General features: G+C 68.6%; 11 protein-coding genes and 1 riboswitch. Of the genes, 1 reads left to right on the top strand and 10 read right to left on the bottom strand.

All coding sequences use genetic code 11. From position 1 onward, the window contains the following. Positions 1-22: 22 nt before the first annotated feature. Genes BLU04_RS09255 through hemL form a run of 4 tightly spaced genes read right to left on the bottom strand, consistent with a single transcriptional unit; the run spans position 23 to position 6,095 of the window. Positions 23-709 (bottom strand): UDP-N-acetylglucosamine diphosphorylase, encoded by a 687-nt coding sequence (locus tag BLU04_RS09255; RefSeq protein WP_093285009.1) that lies wholly within the window; start codon positions 707-709, stop codon positions 23-25. Positions 710-746: 37 nt separating this feature from the next. Then, on the bottom strand, positions 747-2,933 hold the full coding sequence (locus tag BLU04_RS09250; protein ID WP_093285006.1) for a hypothetical protein: 2,187 nt from the start codon (positions 2,931-2,933) through the stop codon (positions 747-749). A gap of 21 nt (positions 2,934-2,954) precedes the next feature. Then, complete coding sequence (locus BLU04_RS09245; RefSeq protein ID WP_093285003.1) at positions 2,955-4,784, bottom strand: hypothetical protein; 1,830 nt, start codon at positions 4,782-4,784, stop codon at positions 2,955-2,957. A gap of 6 nt (positions 4,785-4,790) precedes the next feature. Then, a complete protein-coding gene (gene hemL, locus BLU04_RS09240) occupies positions 4,791-6,095 on the bottom strand; it encodes a glutamate-1-semialdehyde 2,1-aminomutase (protein WP_093285001.1) in 1,305 nt (434 codons plus the stop codon). Between the two features lie 145 nt (positions 6,096-6,240). On the opposite strand from hemL, the gene polX reads away from it, so the two are divergent. Further along, positions 6,241-7,995, top strand: coding sequence for a DNA polymerase/3'-5' exonuclease PolX (gene polX / locus BLU04_RS09235; protein WP_093284999.1), 1,755 nt, complete (start codon positions 6,241-6,243; stop codon positions 7,993-7,995). Here polX and BLU04_RS09230 read toward each other — a convergent pair. The 6 genes from BLU04_RS09230 to BLU04_RS09205 form a co-directional block, all read right to left on the bottom strand. Continuing rightward, the gene (locus tag BLU04_RS09230; RefSeq protein WP_093284996.1) at positions 7,992-9,119 is read right to left on the bottom strand and encodes a universal stress protein; all 1,128 of its coding nucleotides are present in this window, start codon (positions 9,117-9,119) and stop codon (positions 7,992-7,994) included. The genes polX and BLU04_RS09230 overlap by 4 nt on opposite strands. Before the next feature lie 9 nt (positions 9,120-9,128). Further along, a complete protein-coding gene (gene kdpC, locus BLU04_RS09225; protein WP_093284994.1) occupies positions 9,129-9,722 on the bottom strand; it encodes a K(+)-transporting ATPase subunit C in 594 nt (197 codons plus the stop codon). Between the two features lie 6 nt (positions 9,723-9,728). After that, positions 9,729-11,774, bottom strand: coding sequence for a potassium-transporting ATPase subunit KdpB (gene kdpB, locus BLU04_RS09220; protein ID WP_093284991.1), 2,046 nt, complete (start codon positions 11,772-11,774; stop codon positions 9,729-9,731). A gap of 16 nt (positions 11,775-11,790) precedes the next feature. Continuing rightward, positions 11,791-13,590 (bottom strand): potassium-transporting ATPase subunit KdpA, encoded by a 1,800-nt coding sequence (kdpA, locus tag BLU04_RS09215; RefSeq protein WP_093284989.1) that lies wholly within the window; start codon positions 13,588-13,590, stop codon positions 11,791-11,793. Between the two features lie 10 nt (positions 13,591-13,600). Beyond that, the gene (locus tag BLU04_RS16450) at positions 13,601-13,711 is read right to left on the bottom strand and encodes a potassium-transporting ATPase subunit F (protein WP_157895242.1); all 111 of its coding nucleotides are present in this window, start codon (positions 13,709-13,711) and stop codon (positions 13,601-13,603) included. 339 nt (positions 13,712-14,050) lie between these two features. After that, a riboswitch (cyclic di-AMP (ydaO/yuaA leader) is annotated at positions 14,051-14,216 on the bottom strand. Positions 14,217-14,264: 48 nt separating this feature from the next. Further along, the gene (locus BLU04_RS09205) at positions 14,265-15,047 is read right to left on the bottom strand and encodes an MBL fold metallo-hydrolase (protein ID WP_093284984.1); all 783 of its coding nucleotides are present in this window, start codon (positions 15,045-15,047) and stop codon (positions 14,265-14,267) included. Positions 15,048-15,065: the final 18 nt, after the last annotated feature.

The following is a 15,065-nucleotide window of genomic DNA, read 5'->3' as shown; positions in this document are numbered from 1 at the left end:
GCCCTCCGTCCTCTTACCTCTTTTACTTCCTCTTTAAGCGGAGCTCGTACTGGGGCCGGTGCTTCACGATCATGTTCCCGGCCAGGACGCCGCTCCAGACGACGCCGGGGTAGATCACGACCCCCTTGCCGAGGATCGATCCGGGATTAAGGACCGTCTTCGAGCCGACCTCGGCCCCGTCCCCGACGATGGCGCCGAATTTCCGCAGGCCGGTCTTGATGCTTTCGTGACCCGGGACCCGGATCGTGATCTCGTCCCCCGCCAGCTTGAAGTTGGAAAGGGTGACCCCCGCGCCGAGGTGGGCCTTGTAGCCGAGGATCGAGTCGCCGACGTAGGTGTAGTGCGGCACCTGCGCGCCGTCGAAGAGGATCGAGTTCTTGAATTCGCACGAGTTCCCGAGGACCGCGCCGTCGCCGACGATGACGTTCTCCCGGATGTAGGCCCCGGCGCGGATCTCGCAGTTCTTGCCGATCCAGGCGGGGCCCTTGATCACCGCGCCGTGCTCGACGACGGTCCCCTCCCCGATGAAGACCCTCTCCCCGATGTAGGGCGTGCCGACGCTGCGGCCATGGAGGCCGGGCTTCAGGTTGGCGTCGAGGTAGCCCTTGATCTTCGGCAATACCTCCCAGATTTCCTCCTCTTCCTTGAAGAGGGAGGCGTGGGCGGTCTTCGTGAGGTCAAGGTAAGCGGCGACATGAAAACGGGGCATAGCGATCTCCTTGGTAAGAATGACTTGAGCTACAATACTAGGGTTTCACCAAAAAGCTCGCCACATTTCCCGATTGGTCCTCGGCGCGGATGTAGAGCACTTCCCCCTCCTTCAGCTCGTAGCGGAAGCTCTGCTTCCGGGGATCGAGGGTGTTCTCGACGGGGACGAGGTCCTTGAAGTCGTTCCCGTCCTTGGAGACGGAGATGGAGGCGATGCCGCTCGCCTCGTCGGTGACGGTGAAGGCGACCGCGCGGGCGCGGCCCGATTCGACCCGGATCTCGGGGGCCGTGTTGTCGATCAGGAAGACCGAGCCGACGAGGGTGTCGGCGAGGGCGTCGGCATCGGGATTGGAGGGCTTGTCGCTCGCCGTCACCTTCAGCCGGTAGCGGCCGTCGGGCCAGCCGGTGGTGTCCCAGCTGAAGACGGGATCGTTCAGCTCCTTCGCCAGCAGACGCCACTCCTTCTCGCCCTCGGCCTTGCACGAAAGGGAATAGAGGAGAGTGTCGCCGTTCGGGTCGACGGCCCGCCAGACGGCGGTCCGGTAGCCCCGGGAGAAGACCGGCTGGTAATGGGACGGGGAGCCGGTCCGCATCCCGGAGCCGAAGACATCCTGGTAGATCTGGTCCGCCGTCTTCGCCTGGGGCGGCTGGGGGGCCGGCGGCACCGAGAGGTAGCCGACGCCCGGATCGAGGAGGGCGATGCGGGAGATCCGGGGCGGGAGGTTCTTCGGCAGGTAGGAAACCGAGACCCGCGTCACCGAGCCGTTCGCGCCGGGATCGAGCCGGTATTGGAAATAGCGGGCGGCGGGGGAGACGGAGCGGTTTTCCCGCAGGGCGGTCCACGGGTACCACGAGGCGTCGGGCTTCGGCGTGTTGCCGCTCCGGGTCTCGATCCGGAAGGTCCCCTCCCCCTCGGCGCGGACGGCCCCCCAGGTGGTGAAGGAACCGGCGTCGAGGACGCCCGACTCGTAGAACGCGGCATCGCGGCGCGGCCCGCCGACGAGCTTCAGGAAGGCGGGATGGCTGCCGCCGAGGAGATACTGGGGCTGGGAAGAGCCATCAAGCGGAGTGACCGTCGAGAGCGCCATGCCGTCGAGCTTCAGCAGCCGGGTGGCGCGGCCCCGGAGATCGATCCGGTAGAGGTAGCCCTCCCCGCCCGTCCCGGCGACGATGCCGTTCCCGTCGGGCGACGGAGAGAGGGCCAGCGCCAGGACCGGTTCCCCGACGGGGGCGACCCAGAGGGGCTGCGCCCCCGAAGCCGCGTCGAAACGCCAGACGCGCGAGCCGCCGACGCCCGCCACCACGGGGAAGCGGGAGGCCTTGGCATCGTCGCCGTCGCCGCCCGAGGCGTCACCCCGCTTCAGCGAGGGAAGGCCGCTCTTCGCGAGGAGGGAGAGGAGGGCCTCCTTCTCCTTGTCGTCGCCGCCCGACTTCGCGGCGGGGGACTTCGCCTTGCCGACGGTCGAGAACCAGACCGCCCCGTCGGCCGCGGGGACGATCTGGTTGATCTCCTGCGCCCCCGTCGAGGCGAGGGCGACGAAGCTCCCGTCCGTGGCGACGCGGTAAAGGATGCCGCTCTCGGCCGATCCGGCCAAAAGCCCGCCCTTCCCATCGAAGGCGAGGGAGCGGATGTGAACCTCGTCGGTCGAGGCGAAGACGGCGCCCTTGTTCTGCCCGGTGATCTTGTAGATCTTCCCGTTCGTCCCCGTGGCGGCGTAGAGGTTGCCGTCCTTGTCGAAGGCGAGGGCCCAGATGTATTTCTCCTTCGGCTCGAACCAGACCTCGCTCTTGCCGCCGCCGCCGACCTTATAGATCTTGCCGTCGGGGGAGGTGGCGGCGAAGACCTCGTTCTTCCCGTTCTTCGCCAGCGCGTAGACGTGGCTCTCCTTGAACGTCGCCGCCCGTTCGACCGCCCCTCCGGCGGAGACGCGGAAGAGGTCGCCCTTCGGCGCGGTGCCGACGTAGTAGGCCGAGCCGACCGGGAGGACCGCCCAGATTTGGTCGGCGTCGAACTTCGAGAGATCGACGAGGTCGCCGAGCGAGGGAGCCGACGAAAGGACCCCCTCGTCGCTCAGCGCCGTCCCCCGGTTCGTCCCGTCGGAGAAACCGGCGTAGCTGTCGTAGACGAGTTCCCGGAGGTGCTCCGCATGGAGCGCCAGCGGCGAAAGCGACAGCAACAGCAATGCAAGGGAAAGGCCGAGCGGGGCGGGCGGGCGGGTCTTCATGAAGGAGGGAGCGATATGGGATTACGGGGTGATCGTGAGGCGCAATACCTTCGTCCCGGCGACGACGCCGGGGAGGTCGGCGGAGCCCTCGGCCCAGACGGCCTGGCTCAGCGCCGCCGTCGAGGTCGAGGGACCGCCGTCGGTCCCGCCCATCACGGCGAGGACCGAGGGGGGGAGTGAGGGCATCTCGGTCCCGGAGACGGTCCGGCCCGGGGCGTCGGTCTCCAGGCGGACGTAGACGCGGTCGTTGCGGTGCTCGAGGTTCCGGCGGTTGAGGAGGGCGACGAGGCCCGCCGCATCGTTGAGGGAGGCGACGTTCCGGGAGAACGCCGCGTCGTCGATCGGATCGGCGCCCGAAACGCGGACCCGGATCTCCCCGCCCTTCAGCGCGGCGGGAAGCGGGACCTCGATGCGGCGGCGCTCCTCGATCCCCTTGTTGACCTCCCGGAGGACGACCTCGACGAAGACCCGGCGGTCGCCCGTTCCGAGGCTGACCTCAGGCGTCTCCAGCCGGGCGTCGCGGATCGTCCAGACGCGGGGGGCCTGTTCCATCTCGACGGCGAGGTCGAGGGCGGCGACCTCGGGCTTCAGCCAATTCTGGCGGTAGAGCGCCTGGAGCGGGGAGACGAAGGAGGAGAGGGCCGCCATGAGGTCGCCGTTCTCCCCGGAGTAGACGCCGCCGAGGTCGAGGGGCGGGAGGTTGCGGAACGTCACCTGCCCGCGCGCGCGGAGGTAGATCGCCCTCCCCTCCTCGTTCCCCGAGGCGACGGCGGCGGCGATCGCCGAGGTGAGGAGGAGCGGGGCGTAGTCGGGATCGGCGATGAAGGTTCCCTGGAGCGGGGAGAGCGCCTTCCCCTCCTCGGTCCGGGCAATGCGGTAGGGCGCCGTCGGCGGCATCTGCCCGATGACCCCGCCGACCGCGGAAAGGCGGTCCTGCGCGATGGTGCCGACGATGGGGCCGGTGTTGGAAAGCTTGTGAGGGTAGAGGTAGCTCGGGATCGTCGTGATGATCTCGGCGGGGGCCATCCCCCAGGCGCTCCGCCCGACGCCCATCATCGGATGGCCGAAGGCGACGATCCGGTTCCCCTCGCGCCACGTCAGCGTCCCCGTCCCGGCCATGCCGACATCGCCCGTCATCAGGACGGCGGCGACGGGGGAACCGGGCTTCAACTCGGCCTTGGCCAGCCCGGCCTCGCTCCGCGAGCCGCCGGAGACCGGCACCCAGCCCGAGGCTTCGAGGCCGAAGGTCCGCAGCAGCTTCCCGGTCAGTTCCGCCGAAAGGCCGGTGATCGAGAGGGGCACGCCGAGCGTCGCAAAACCCGAAGAGCCGTTCGATCCGCCGGAGGCCGCCCCCATCGTCCCCCGGATCAGGCCTGCGACGGCGAAGGGCGGCTCCCCGGACGCCGGGGCGGGCTTCGCCGGGCGCGAGGCGAAGGTCCCCTTGCGGTCGGGCCCCTCGATGCGGAGCATGTCCTCGATCGGGGTGAAGCCGCAGTGGCCGTCCTTCTCGAACTGGGTGAGGCGGCGGGAGAGCGCCCCGACCAGCCTCCCGTCGACGTAGAGCGGGCTCCCGCTCATCCCGTGGACGGCCTCGACGACGGCGCTCTTCGGATCGACGAGCTTCCCGATGATGAGATCGTAGCCTGGCCCGAGGCCGTTCTCGGCGACGCCGAGGATCTCCGTGTCGAGCGGGACGATCTCGCTCCCCTGGAGGACGGTGTAGGTCGTCCCGTGCATTCCGGTGCGCAGCTCCTTCACCGGCATGATCCGCGTCGGCGTCGGAACTTGCGCCTGGGCCGTCGTCAGCGAGGCCAGCCCGAATGCGGAGAGAAGGAGGAGGACTTTTTTCACGAAAATTTAGAGAGTCGGCACCACCTCGGCGACCGCCCGGAGCGTCTCCTCCACCTCGTCCGCCCCGTGGGCCAGGCTGAGGAACCCGGCCTCGAAGGGCGAGGGCGCGATGTAGACGCCCCGTTCCAGCAGGCCGAAGAAGAGCTTCCTGAAGACCTCCCGGTCGGAGGCCATCGCGTCGGCGCAGTTGCGGACCGGCTTCGCGGTGAAGAAAAGGGAGAACATCGAGCCGCGCCGATGGAGCTGCACCGATCCCGATCGGGCCGACTTCGCGAAGATCCCGCGCAGGCCCGCCTCCAGCGCCGCGCCGACCTCCTCCAGCCGGCGGAACCCGTCGAGGCGCTCCAATTCGGCCAACTGCGCCAGCCCCGCCGCCATTGCGACGGGATTCCCCGAGAGCGTCCCGGCCTGGTAGACCTTGCCGACCGGGGCGAGGCAATCCATCACCTCGGCCCGCCCGCCGAAGGCCCCGACGGGGAATCCCCCGCCGATCACCTTGCCGAACGTGGAGAGATCGGGCCGGACGCCGATCCCCTCCTGCGCCCCGCCCTTGGCGAGACGGAAGCCGGTCATCACCTCGTCGAAAATCAGGAGCGCGCCGTGCGCGTCGCAGAGCGTGCGGAGCCCTTCGTGGAAGCCGGGCTCCGGCAGGAGGAGGCCGACGTTCCCCGGGACCGGCTCGACGATCACGGCGGCGATCTGCCCCCGGTTCTGCTCGAAGGCGGCGCGGACGGCGGCGAGGTCGTTGAACGGGAGGGAAAGGGTCAGCCCCGCGATGGCGGCAGGGACGCCCGCGCTGTCGGGCTCCCCGTGGGTCAGCGCGCCGGAGCCCGCCTTCACGAGGAGGGAATCGCCGTGGCCATGGTAGCACCCCTCGAACTTGATCAGCTTGTCACGCCCGGTGAAGCCCCGCGCCAGCCGGACGGCGGCCATGCAGGCCTCGGTTCCGCTGCTCGTCATCCGCACCTTCTCGACCGAGGGAACCCAGGAGACGATCTTCCGCGCCATCTCGACCTCGCGGGCCGTCGGGATGCCGAAGCTGGTGCCGGAGGCCGCCGCCACGCCGACCGCCCGGAGGACCGCCTCCGGCGCGTGGCCGAGGATCGCGGGGCCCCACGTCCCGACGTAATCGACGTAGCTATTCCCGTCGACGTCCCAGACGCGGGCCCCGGCGGCCCGCTCGGCGAAGAACGGCTCCCCGCCGACATTGCGGAAGGCGCGGACGGGGGAATTGACCCCGCCGGGGATCAGGGTGAGGGCTTCGGCGAAAAGGGCTTTCGACCGGACAAGGGAGCGGACGGGAACAATCATGGAAAAGGCTAGAGTGTCATTCCAGCAGACAATCCGATGGCCGACAATGCCTGCGCGATAGCGCACGTCGTTTCCAGGGGAAACTAACTGGCATGGCCGGGAGGCAATCCATTGATTTTTGGCCACGCTAAGCCAAAGTACCCCGATGGACAAGTCCGCCGTTGCCGCCGTTCTCGAGGAAATCGCCCTCCTGCTCGAACTCAAAGGAGAGAACGCCTTCAAGTCCCGCGCCTACAAGACGGCGGCCCGGACCCTCGAAACACTCCCCGAAGACCTCGCCACCCTCGTCGCCGAGGACCGCCTGAAGGACGTCCCCGGCATCGGCGACGCCCTGCGGCAGAAGATCACCGAACTCGTCGAGACGGGAAAGCTCGGTTACTACGAGAAACTCCGCGCCGAATTCCCCGCCACGCTCTTCGACCTCTTCGACCTCCCCGGCCTCGGGCCGAAGAAGATCAAGATCCTCTACGAGCAGCTGAAGATCGCCGACATCCCGGCCCTCGAGGCCGCGTGCAAGGAAGGGAAGCTCGAGGCCCTCGCCGGATTCGGCGCGAAGACCGAGGCGAATATTCTCCTCTCGATCGAGCAGCGCCGGAGCTACCAGAGCCAGCACCGCCTCGGCGACGTCCTCGACATCGCCGAGGACCTCGTCGACACCCTTCGCACCCATCCCGACATCCACCGCGTCAGCGTCGCCGGGAGCCTCCGGCGCGGGAAGGAGATCGTGAAGGACATCGACCTCATCGCCTCGGCCTCCCCCGAGCACGCGAAGGGGATCATGGAGGCCTTCGTCGCCCTTCCCGAGGTGACCCGCATCCTCGGCCAAGGCGAGACCAAGGCGAGCGTCATCCTCGCCGACGGCCTCCAGTGCGACCTCCGCATCGTCCCCGACCGTGACTTCGCGACCGCCCTCCACCACTTCACCGGGAGCAAGGAACACAACGTGGCCCTCCGCCAGCGGGCCATCGCGCAGGGGAAGAAGATGAGCGAGTGGGGCCTCTTCCGTACCGGCCCCGGCGGCGAGGAGATCGAGAAGATCCCCGTCTACAGCGAGGAGCAGCTCTTCCACGAACTCGGCCTCGACCCGATCCCGCCCGAGCTCCGGGAAAACCTCGGCGAGATCGAGGCCGCCGAGAAGGGCGAGGTCCCCCGCCTCCTTGAATGGACCGAGCTGCGCGGCGCGTTCCACAACCACACCAACGCCAGCGACGGCTCGAACACCCTGGAGGAAATGGCGATCGCCGCCAGCGGGGTCGGCCTCTCCTACCTCGGCTTCGCCGACCACTCGAAGTCGTCGTTCCAGGCCAACGGCCTCGACGAGATCCGCTTCGCCGCGCAGATCGAGGCGATCGAGAAATACAACGCCACGCCCGACAAGGACCACGACATCCACCTCTTCAGCGGCGTCGAGTGCGACATCCTGAAGGACGGCAAGCTCGACTTCGACGACGCCTTCCTGAGCCGCTTCGACTACGTCGTCGCCTCCCTCCACGCCGGCTTCACCAAGGACGAGGACGAGATGACCCGCCGCCTGACGAAGGCGATGGAGAACAAGCACGTCACCATCCTCGGCCACGCCACCGGCCGCCTCCTGCTGAAGCGCGAGGCCTACCCGGTGAACCTCGACAAGATCATCGACTGCGCCGCCGAGACCGGTACCTGGATCGAGCTGAACGCGAACCCGTGGCGCCTCGACCTCGATTGGCGCTGGTGGCACAAGGCGCGGGACAAGGGTGTGAAGTGCGTCATCAACGCCGATGCCCACAAGGGCTCCGACCTCGCCTACCTCAAGATCGGCGTGAAGCTCGCCCGCAAGGGCTGGCTGCGAAAGGAAGACGTGATGAACACCCTCCCGCTGGCGAAGATCAAGACGGCACTGGGGGAGAAGCGGAAGCGTTAGCCCAGCAGGATGTCGACGCCGGGAAGGGCCGCCGCCAGCCGCTCAATCCACGACTTCCGGAAGAGTCGGGACAGGGGCTTCGCCCCCGGCTTCCCCATGACGAGGTGGGAGGCTCCCGCTTCCCGCGCGAACCCGGCCAAGGCGGCGACGACATCGGCCCCCTTCAGGACGATGACGGTGCCGCCCATCTTCTGCGCGATTTCCAGGGTCGCGGCGAGCCGCCGCTCCATTTCCAGCGACAGCCGGTTGGGATGCTCCCTCGGCGTCCGGACGTAGACGGCCTGCCAGGTCCCGTTGAGCTGGTGCGCCAGGCGCGAGGCCTTGCGGAGCAGGATCTCGGGATGGGGTCCGCCGCTGCTGACGGCGACGACGACGCGGGCGAGCGTCGGCGAGGCGGCCGAAGCCTCCGCGTCGGTTTTCCGCCGCTGCCGCCGGTCGAGGAAGTTCGCGGCTTCGGAGAGGGCCATTTCACGGAGGCGGGTCAGGTTCTCTTCGGTGAAGAAATGCTCCAGGGCACGGGCCGCCTGCTCCGGGGGATAGATTTTTCCGGCCTTCAGGCGATCGATCAGGTCCTCGGCGGGGAGGTCGACGTTGACGATCTGGTCGGCCTCGGCGATGAGGGTGTCGGGCACCCGCTCCCGCACGCGGATGCCGGTCGCCTGCTCGACGACGTTGCAGAGCGACTCGAAGTGCTGGACGTTGAGCGTGGTGATGACGTGGATGCCCGCGTCGAGCAGCGCCTCGATGTCGTCGTAGCGTTTGGCGTTCGGGCTTCCGGCGGCGTTGGTATGGGCCATCTCGTCGACCAGGGCGACGGTCGGCTTCCGTCGGAGGACGGCGTCGAGGTCCATCTCGGCGAGGGCCGGCCCGCCCCCGCCCAGCCGGACCTCCCGGGGCGGCACCCGTTCCAGGCCGCCGATTTGCGCCGTCGTCTCGGGGCGGGCGTGGGGTTCCACATAGCCGATGACCGCATCGACCCCGAGATCCCGCAGCCGCCGCCCCTCGACGAGCATCGCATAGGTCTTGCCCACCCCCGCGGCCGAACCGAGGTAGACCTTGAGCTTCCCCCGGCGCTGACGCTCGATCAGCCGGAGGAAATCCTCGGGGGAGGGCCTGACGTTCATGGGATCAGTCTACTTCGTGACGCCGTCGAGGGCGAGGTTGAGCGTCAGGACGTTGACCGGGGGCTGCTCGCCCTCGAGGAAGCGGGGAAAGGGATGATCCGTGTTCTCGGCGATGAGCGCCCGCACCTTGCCTTCGGCGAGGCCCCGCTTCGCCGCCACCCGGGGAGCCTGGAGGAGGGCGTTGCGGAGGCTGATGTGGGGGTCGAGGCCGCTGCCCGAGGAGGTGACGGCATCGGCGGGGACCTCCGCCGTTTCGGAAAGGCCGTTCTCCTGCCGGTAGGCGGCGACGGCCTGGGCCACCGCGTCGGCGAGCTTCTTCGAGGTCGGCCCGAGGTTGGTCCCGCCCGAGGCCGTGGCGTCATAGCCGGCGGGACCCGCCGCCGAAGGACGGGGGTGGAAGTAGGTTTCCCCGCCGAACGGCTGGCCGAGCAGGGCCGATCCGACGACGACGTTATGCCGGTCCGTGATCAGGCTGCCATTGGCCTGGGCCGGAAAGAGGCCCTGCCCCAACCCCCAGACGAGGAGGGGGTAGAGGCCGCAGCAGACGAGGGCGAGGATCGCGGTGAGGACGACGGAGGTCTTGAGGGAATTCACGATATTCATGGTCGGTTAGATGAGGTGGAGGTGGGTGATGAGAAGGTCGACGGCCTTGATCCCCGCGAAGGGGGCCAGCAGGCCGCCGAGCCCGTAGAGGCAGAGGTTCCGGCGCAGGAGGGCCGCCGCGCCCATCGGGCGGAAGGTGACGCCGCGCAGGGCGAGCGGGATGAGGGCGACGATGATCAGGGCGTTGAAGATCACCGCGCTGAGGATCGCGCTCTGCGGGCTCGCCAGACGCATGACGTTGAGCGGCGCGACGGCGGGGAAGGTCGCCATCAACATGGCCGGGAGGATGGCGAAGTACTTCGCCACGTCGTTCGCGACACTGAACGTCGTCAACGCCCCCCGGGTCATGAGAAGCTGCTTGCCGACCTCGACGACCTCGATGAGCTTCGTCGGGTTCGAGTCGAGATCGATCATGTTCCCGGCCTCCTTCGCCGCCTGGGTCCCGGTGTTCATCGCCACGCCGACATCGGCCTGGGCGAGGGCCGGAGCGTCGTTCGTCCCGTCGCCGGTCATCGCGACGAGGCGGCCTTCCATCTGCTCCCGGCGGAGGTAGGCGAGCTTGTCCTCGGGGGTCGCCTCGGCGAGGTAGTCGTCGACGCCCGCCTCCTTCGCGATGGCGGCGGCGGTGCGGGGATTGTCCCCGGTGATCATCACCGTGCGGATCCCCATGGCGCGGAACCGGGCGAAGCGGTCGGCGAGGCCGCCCTTCACGACGTCCTTCAGGTAGATCACGCCGATCACCTTTCCGGCCTGCTTCTCCTCGTCCAGGGGACGGGAAGCGACGACGAGGGGGGTGCCGCCGAGGTTGGCGATCTCCCCGACCCGCTTCTCGACGGACGCGGGGAACATCCCGCCGACGTAGGCCTTGATCGCATCGGCCGCGCCCTTGCGGTAGGCGAGGTTCGCTCCGGCGAGGTCGACGCCGCTCATCCGGGTCTGCGCGGTGAAGGGGACGAAGCGAATGCCCTCGCCCTGGCTGACCGAACGGGCGCGGAGGCCGTGCTGCTTCGCCAGGGTGACGATGCTCCGCCCCTCGGGCGTCTCGTCGGCGAGCGAGGCGAGCTGGGCCGCATCGGCCACCGCCGCCAGGTCGAAGCCGGGAGCGGGGAAGAACTCGACCGCCTGCCGGTTGCCGAGGGTGATCGTCCCCGTCTTGTCGAGGAGGAGGACGTCGACGTCGCCCGCCGCCTCGACGGCGCGGCCGCTCATCGCGAGGACGTTCTTCTGGACGAGGCGGTCGATCCCCGCGATGCCGATGGCGCTGAGGAGGCCGCCGATCGTCGTCGGGATGAGGCAGACGAGGAGGGCGACTAGGACAGTGATCGAGAACGCGGCGCCCGAGTAGAGGCCGAAGGGCATCAGCGTCATCACGACGAGGAGGAAGACGATCGTGAGGGCCGAGAGGAGGATCGTCAGCGCGATCTCGTTCGGCGTCTTCTGCCGTTTCGCCCCCTCGACGAGGCCGATCATCCGGTCGAGGAAGCTGTGGCCCGGCTCGGACGACACCTCGATCTCCAGCCGATCCGAAAGGACCCGCGTCCCGCCGGTGACGGAGCTGCGGTCGCCGCCCGCCTCGCGGACGACGGGGGCCGATTCTCCGGTGATCGCCGCCTCGTCGACGGTGGCCGCGCCTTTCACGATCGTCCCGTCGCAGGGGATCGTCTCCCCGGCCTCGACGACGATGAGGTCCCCGCGGCGCAGCATTTCGGCGGGAACCACCTGGCCGATGCCCAAGCCCAGCGGGACGAGCTTCCGGGCGGTCAGCGAGCGCCGCGATTGCCGCAGCGAGGCGGCCTGCGCCTTGCCGCGCCCCTCGGCCATCGCCTCGGCGAAGTTGGCGAAGAGGACGGTGAACCAGAGCCAGAGGGAGATCTGGACGGTGAAGCGCGGCGGCTCGCTCGAGAGGAAAACCTCGAGGGTCGTGAGGAGCGCACCGACGGCGGTGACGCCCATCACGGGATTCTTGAAGAGCCGGGCCGGGTGGAGCTTCCGGAACGAATCCCCGAGGGCGGGAAGGAGCATGCGGGGATCGAAGAGAGAATGCGTTTTCATGGAAGGGAAGTGGAAGTTAGAACAGCTGGCCGCCGCGCATCAGGAAGTGCTCGACGACGGGGCCGAGGGCCAGCGCGGGGACGAAGTTGAGCGCGCCGACGAGGAGGACGGTGGCGATGAGGAGGAAGACGAAGGTCGCCCCCGAGACGGGGAACGCCCCGGGGCCGTCGGGGACGCGCTTCTTCGCCGCCAGCGCCCCGGCGAGGGCCATCACCGGGACGATCATCAGGAAGCGCCCGATGAACATGGCGAGGCCGAGCGTGGTGTTGTACCACGGGGTGTTCGCGGTCAGCCCCGCGAAGGCGCTGCCGTTGTTCCCCGTCGCCGAGGTGAAGGCGTAGAGGATCTCGCTCAGGCCGTGGGGGCCCTGGTTGTTGAGGCCCGCCCTGCCCCACTCGCTCGCCGAGGCCCAGGCGCTGAAGCCGAGGATCGAGGCGGCGAGGACGAGGACGACGAGCATCGCCATCTTCACCTCGTACGCCCCGATCTTCTTGCCGAGGTATTCGGGGGTACGCCCGATCATCAGCCCGGCGATGAAGACGCCGAGGACGACGAAGACGAGCATCCCGTAGAGCCCCGCGCCGACGCCGCCGAAGACGACCTCGCCGAGCATGATGTTGAAGAGCGGGACGAGCCCGCCGAGCGGGGTGAACGAATCGTGCATCGCGTTCACCGCGCCGCACGAGGCGTCGGTCGTCACCGTGGCGAAGAGGGCCGAGTTGAAGATCCCGAAGCGGACCTCCTTCCCCTCCATGTTCCCGTCGGCGGCGGCGACGCCGAGCCCGGCGTGGATCGGATTGCCCGCCGCCTCGTAATGCCAGCAGACGAGGAAGGCCCCGACGAAGAGGAGCGCCATCGCGGCCCAGACGGCCCAGCCGTGGCCCTGGTTGCCGACCGTCCGGCCCAGCCACCACGTCAGGGCGCTCGGGATCGCGAAAATGAGGAGCATCTGGACGAGGTTCGAGAGCGGCGTCGGGTTCTCGAAGGGGTGGGCGGCGTTCGCGTTGACGTAGCCGCCGCCGTTCGTCCCGAGCATCTTGATCGCGACCTGCGAGGCGACGGGGCCCTGGACGACGGTCTGGGTGTCGACGACCTGGTCGACCAGGACGGGGTCGCCCTTCGCGTCGTTCACGGCGTTGCCCGCGTCGTCGGTCTTCGGCACCTGGATCGTCTGCTTCTCGACGAGGGGGACCGTGTCGTAGGGCTTGAAGTTCTGGACGACCCCCTGCGAGACGAGGAAGACCGCGACGACGACCGAGATGGGCAGGAGGAGGTAGTAGGTCGCCCTCACGAGATCGACCCAGAAGTTCCCGAGCGTCATCGTCGATTGCCGCGCGATGCCCCGCACCAGCGCGGCGGCGATGGCGATGCCGGTCGCCGCCGAGGTGAAGTTGTGGATCACCAGCGCGACCATCTGCGAGAGATACGACATCGTCGACTCGCCGGCGTAGCTCTGCCAGTTCGTGTTCGTCGTGAAGCTGATCGCCGTGTTGAAGGCGAGGTCGGGGCTGAGCCCCGGGAGCTTCTGCGGATTGAGCGGAAGCCAGCCCTGGCACCGCAGCAGCACGTAGGTGAGGGCCGCCCCCGTCAGGCTGAAGAGGAGGAGCGCGACGGTGTAGCGCTTCCAGTCCTGTTCCCTGCCGGGATCGACGCCGCCGAGGCGGTAGGTCCACCGCTCGACGGGCCGGAGCACCGGATCGAGCCAGGTCCGTCCGTCGGGACGGAGCACCTGGACGAGGTAGAGGCCGAGGGGTTTCGTGAGGGCGAGGAGCAGTCCGAGAAAGACCGCCAACTGAATCCAACCGTGAGAGTTCATGAGGGGAGTGTTAGAATTTTTCCGGCCAGATCATGGCCGTGAGCAGGTAGCCCAGGAGGACGAGCGCGAGGAGCGTGACGAAGAGGACCATGGGGTTTCCTTTCTTCAGAGGCGCCCGCACGCATGGGCGTAGGCAAGGGCCGCGCCGAACAGCGCGACGGTGACGACGGCGTAGAGGAGATCGCTCACAGCGGCCTCCCGATCTCGGTCGCTGATTCTCTTCTCTCTCCGGCCCTCGGGGACGAGGGCACGGCATGGCGGGGCATGGCGGACTGGGACGTTTTCACATCGCTCTCCTGTTCGTTGCCTCGGCGCAGCGACGCTCCGCCCGGCATGAAGACACGCGGGCACGACGCGACGCCGAAGCGTTTTTTCAAGGGGATGTGGAACCGCCGCGAGGCTCGATCAGGTCGAAGGCCCCGGGTGGCGCCAGGTCGCACCGGATCAGCCGGTGCGTGGCATCGCCCTTCCATGTGCCGACGAAGTTAGCTGACGGGCTGGGTCATGGAAGTGACCCGGAGTTCCGGTTACCCGGCTCCTGCGCCCCGTCCCGTGCCGATGAAAGCAAGGGAAGTGGTTCCTCCGCGCCGCGCCTTGGATAGGCGAAGCTTAGGCTGCTGCGTCGTCAGGATAACATGGCCGCCCCTTGAAAGCAAGCCCCGTCGCGCGCCCGCCTAATCCCAACAGAGCGTCGCCGCCGCGATATCGGGCGCGAGGGGATGGAGACGGATATGGCCGTGGCCCGCCTCGCGGAGGCGGTCGCCGACGACGCGGGCCGCCACGTCGGGATGATTGCAATCGGCGCTGAGGTGGCCGAGGTAGAGGTCTTCGAGCTTGTCCCCGGCGATCTGCGCGGCCAGCTCCGCCGCCGCCTCGTTCGAGAGATGGCCGTGCCGGGAAAGGATCCGCTGCTTCACCGCCCAGGGCCGCTTCGTGTCGGCGTGGAGGAGGGCGAGGTCGTAGTTCGCCTCGAGCACCAGCGCCCGCGCCCGACGGACCCGCTCGATCACCAGCCTCGTCGCGTGGCCGAGGTCGGTGAGGAAGCCGACGCTCCCGAGGTCGTGGTGGAAGATGTAGCCGACGGGGTCGTACGCGTCGTGGGAGATCGGGAATGTCTCGATCGTCAGGTTGCCGATGGAAAGGGTCTCCCCCGTCTCGAAGAGCCGCCACTTGTCGTAGCCCGGGAGGTTCGGCTGGAGGAATTCCATCGTCGCCCGGTTGCACCAGATCGGGATGCCGAGCTTCTTCGCCACGACGGCGAGGCCCGAGGTGTGGTCGCTGTGCTCGTGGGTGAGGAAGACGGCCTCGACTTCCTTCAGCGAGCGGCCGAGGGCGGCGAGGGCCTGGTCGATCCGCCGCCCGCTCACGCCCGCGTCGATCAGGAGGCGGCAGGAGGCGGTCTCGAGGTAGGCGCAGTTGCCGCTGCTGCCGCTGGCGAGGACGGTGAAACGAAGCACCCCGCCAAACTACGCTCT

Source organism: Verrucomicrobium sp. GAS474 (assembly GCF_900105685.1).
Lineage (GTDB): Bacteria > Verrucomicrobiota > Verrucomicrobiia > Methylacidiphilales > GAS474 > GAS474.
Note: the sequence above shows the minus strand (reverse complement) of the source record. Positions and strands in the feature narration are given on the sequence as shown.

What these genes read in the sequence shown, in the direction of transcription:
- BLU04_RS09255 (WP_093285009.1), bottom strand. Translation starts at nt 709, where the DNA reads ATGCCCCGTTTTCATGTCGCCGCTTACCTTGACCTCACGAAGACCGCC.
- BLU04_RS09250 (WP_093285006.1), bottom strand. Translation starts at nt 2,933, where the DNA reads ATGAAGACCCGCCCGCCCGCCCCGCTCGGCCTTTCCCTTGCATTGCTG.
- hemL (WP_093285001.1), bottom strand. Translation starts at nt 6,095, where the DNA reads ATGATTGTTCCCGTCCGCTCCCTTGTCCGGTCGAAAGCCCTTTTCGCC.
- polX (WP_093284999.1), top strand. Translation starts at nt 6,241, where the DNA reads ATGGACAAGTCCGCCGTTGCCGCCGTTCTCGAGGAAATCGCCCTCCTG.
- BLU04_RS09230 (WP_093284996.1), bottom strand. Translation starts at nt 9,119, where the DNA reads ATGAACGTCAGGCCCTCCCCCGAGGATTTCCTCCGGCTGATCGAGCGT.
- kdpC (WP_093284994.1), bottom strand. Translation starts at nt 9,722, where the DNA reads ATGAATATCGTGAATTCCCTCAAGACCTCCGTCGTCCTCACCGCGATC.
- kdpB (WP_093284991.1), bottom strand. Translation starts at nt 11,774, where the DNA reads ATGAAAACGCATTCTCTCTTCGATCCCCGCATGCTCCTTCCCGCCCTC.
- kdpA (WP_093284989.1), bottom strand. Translation starts at nt 13,590, where the DNA reads ATGAACTCTCACGGTTGGATTCAGTTGGCGGTCTTTCTCGGACTGCTC.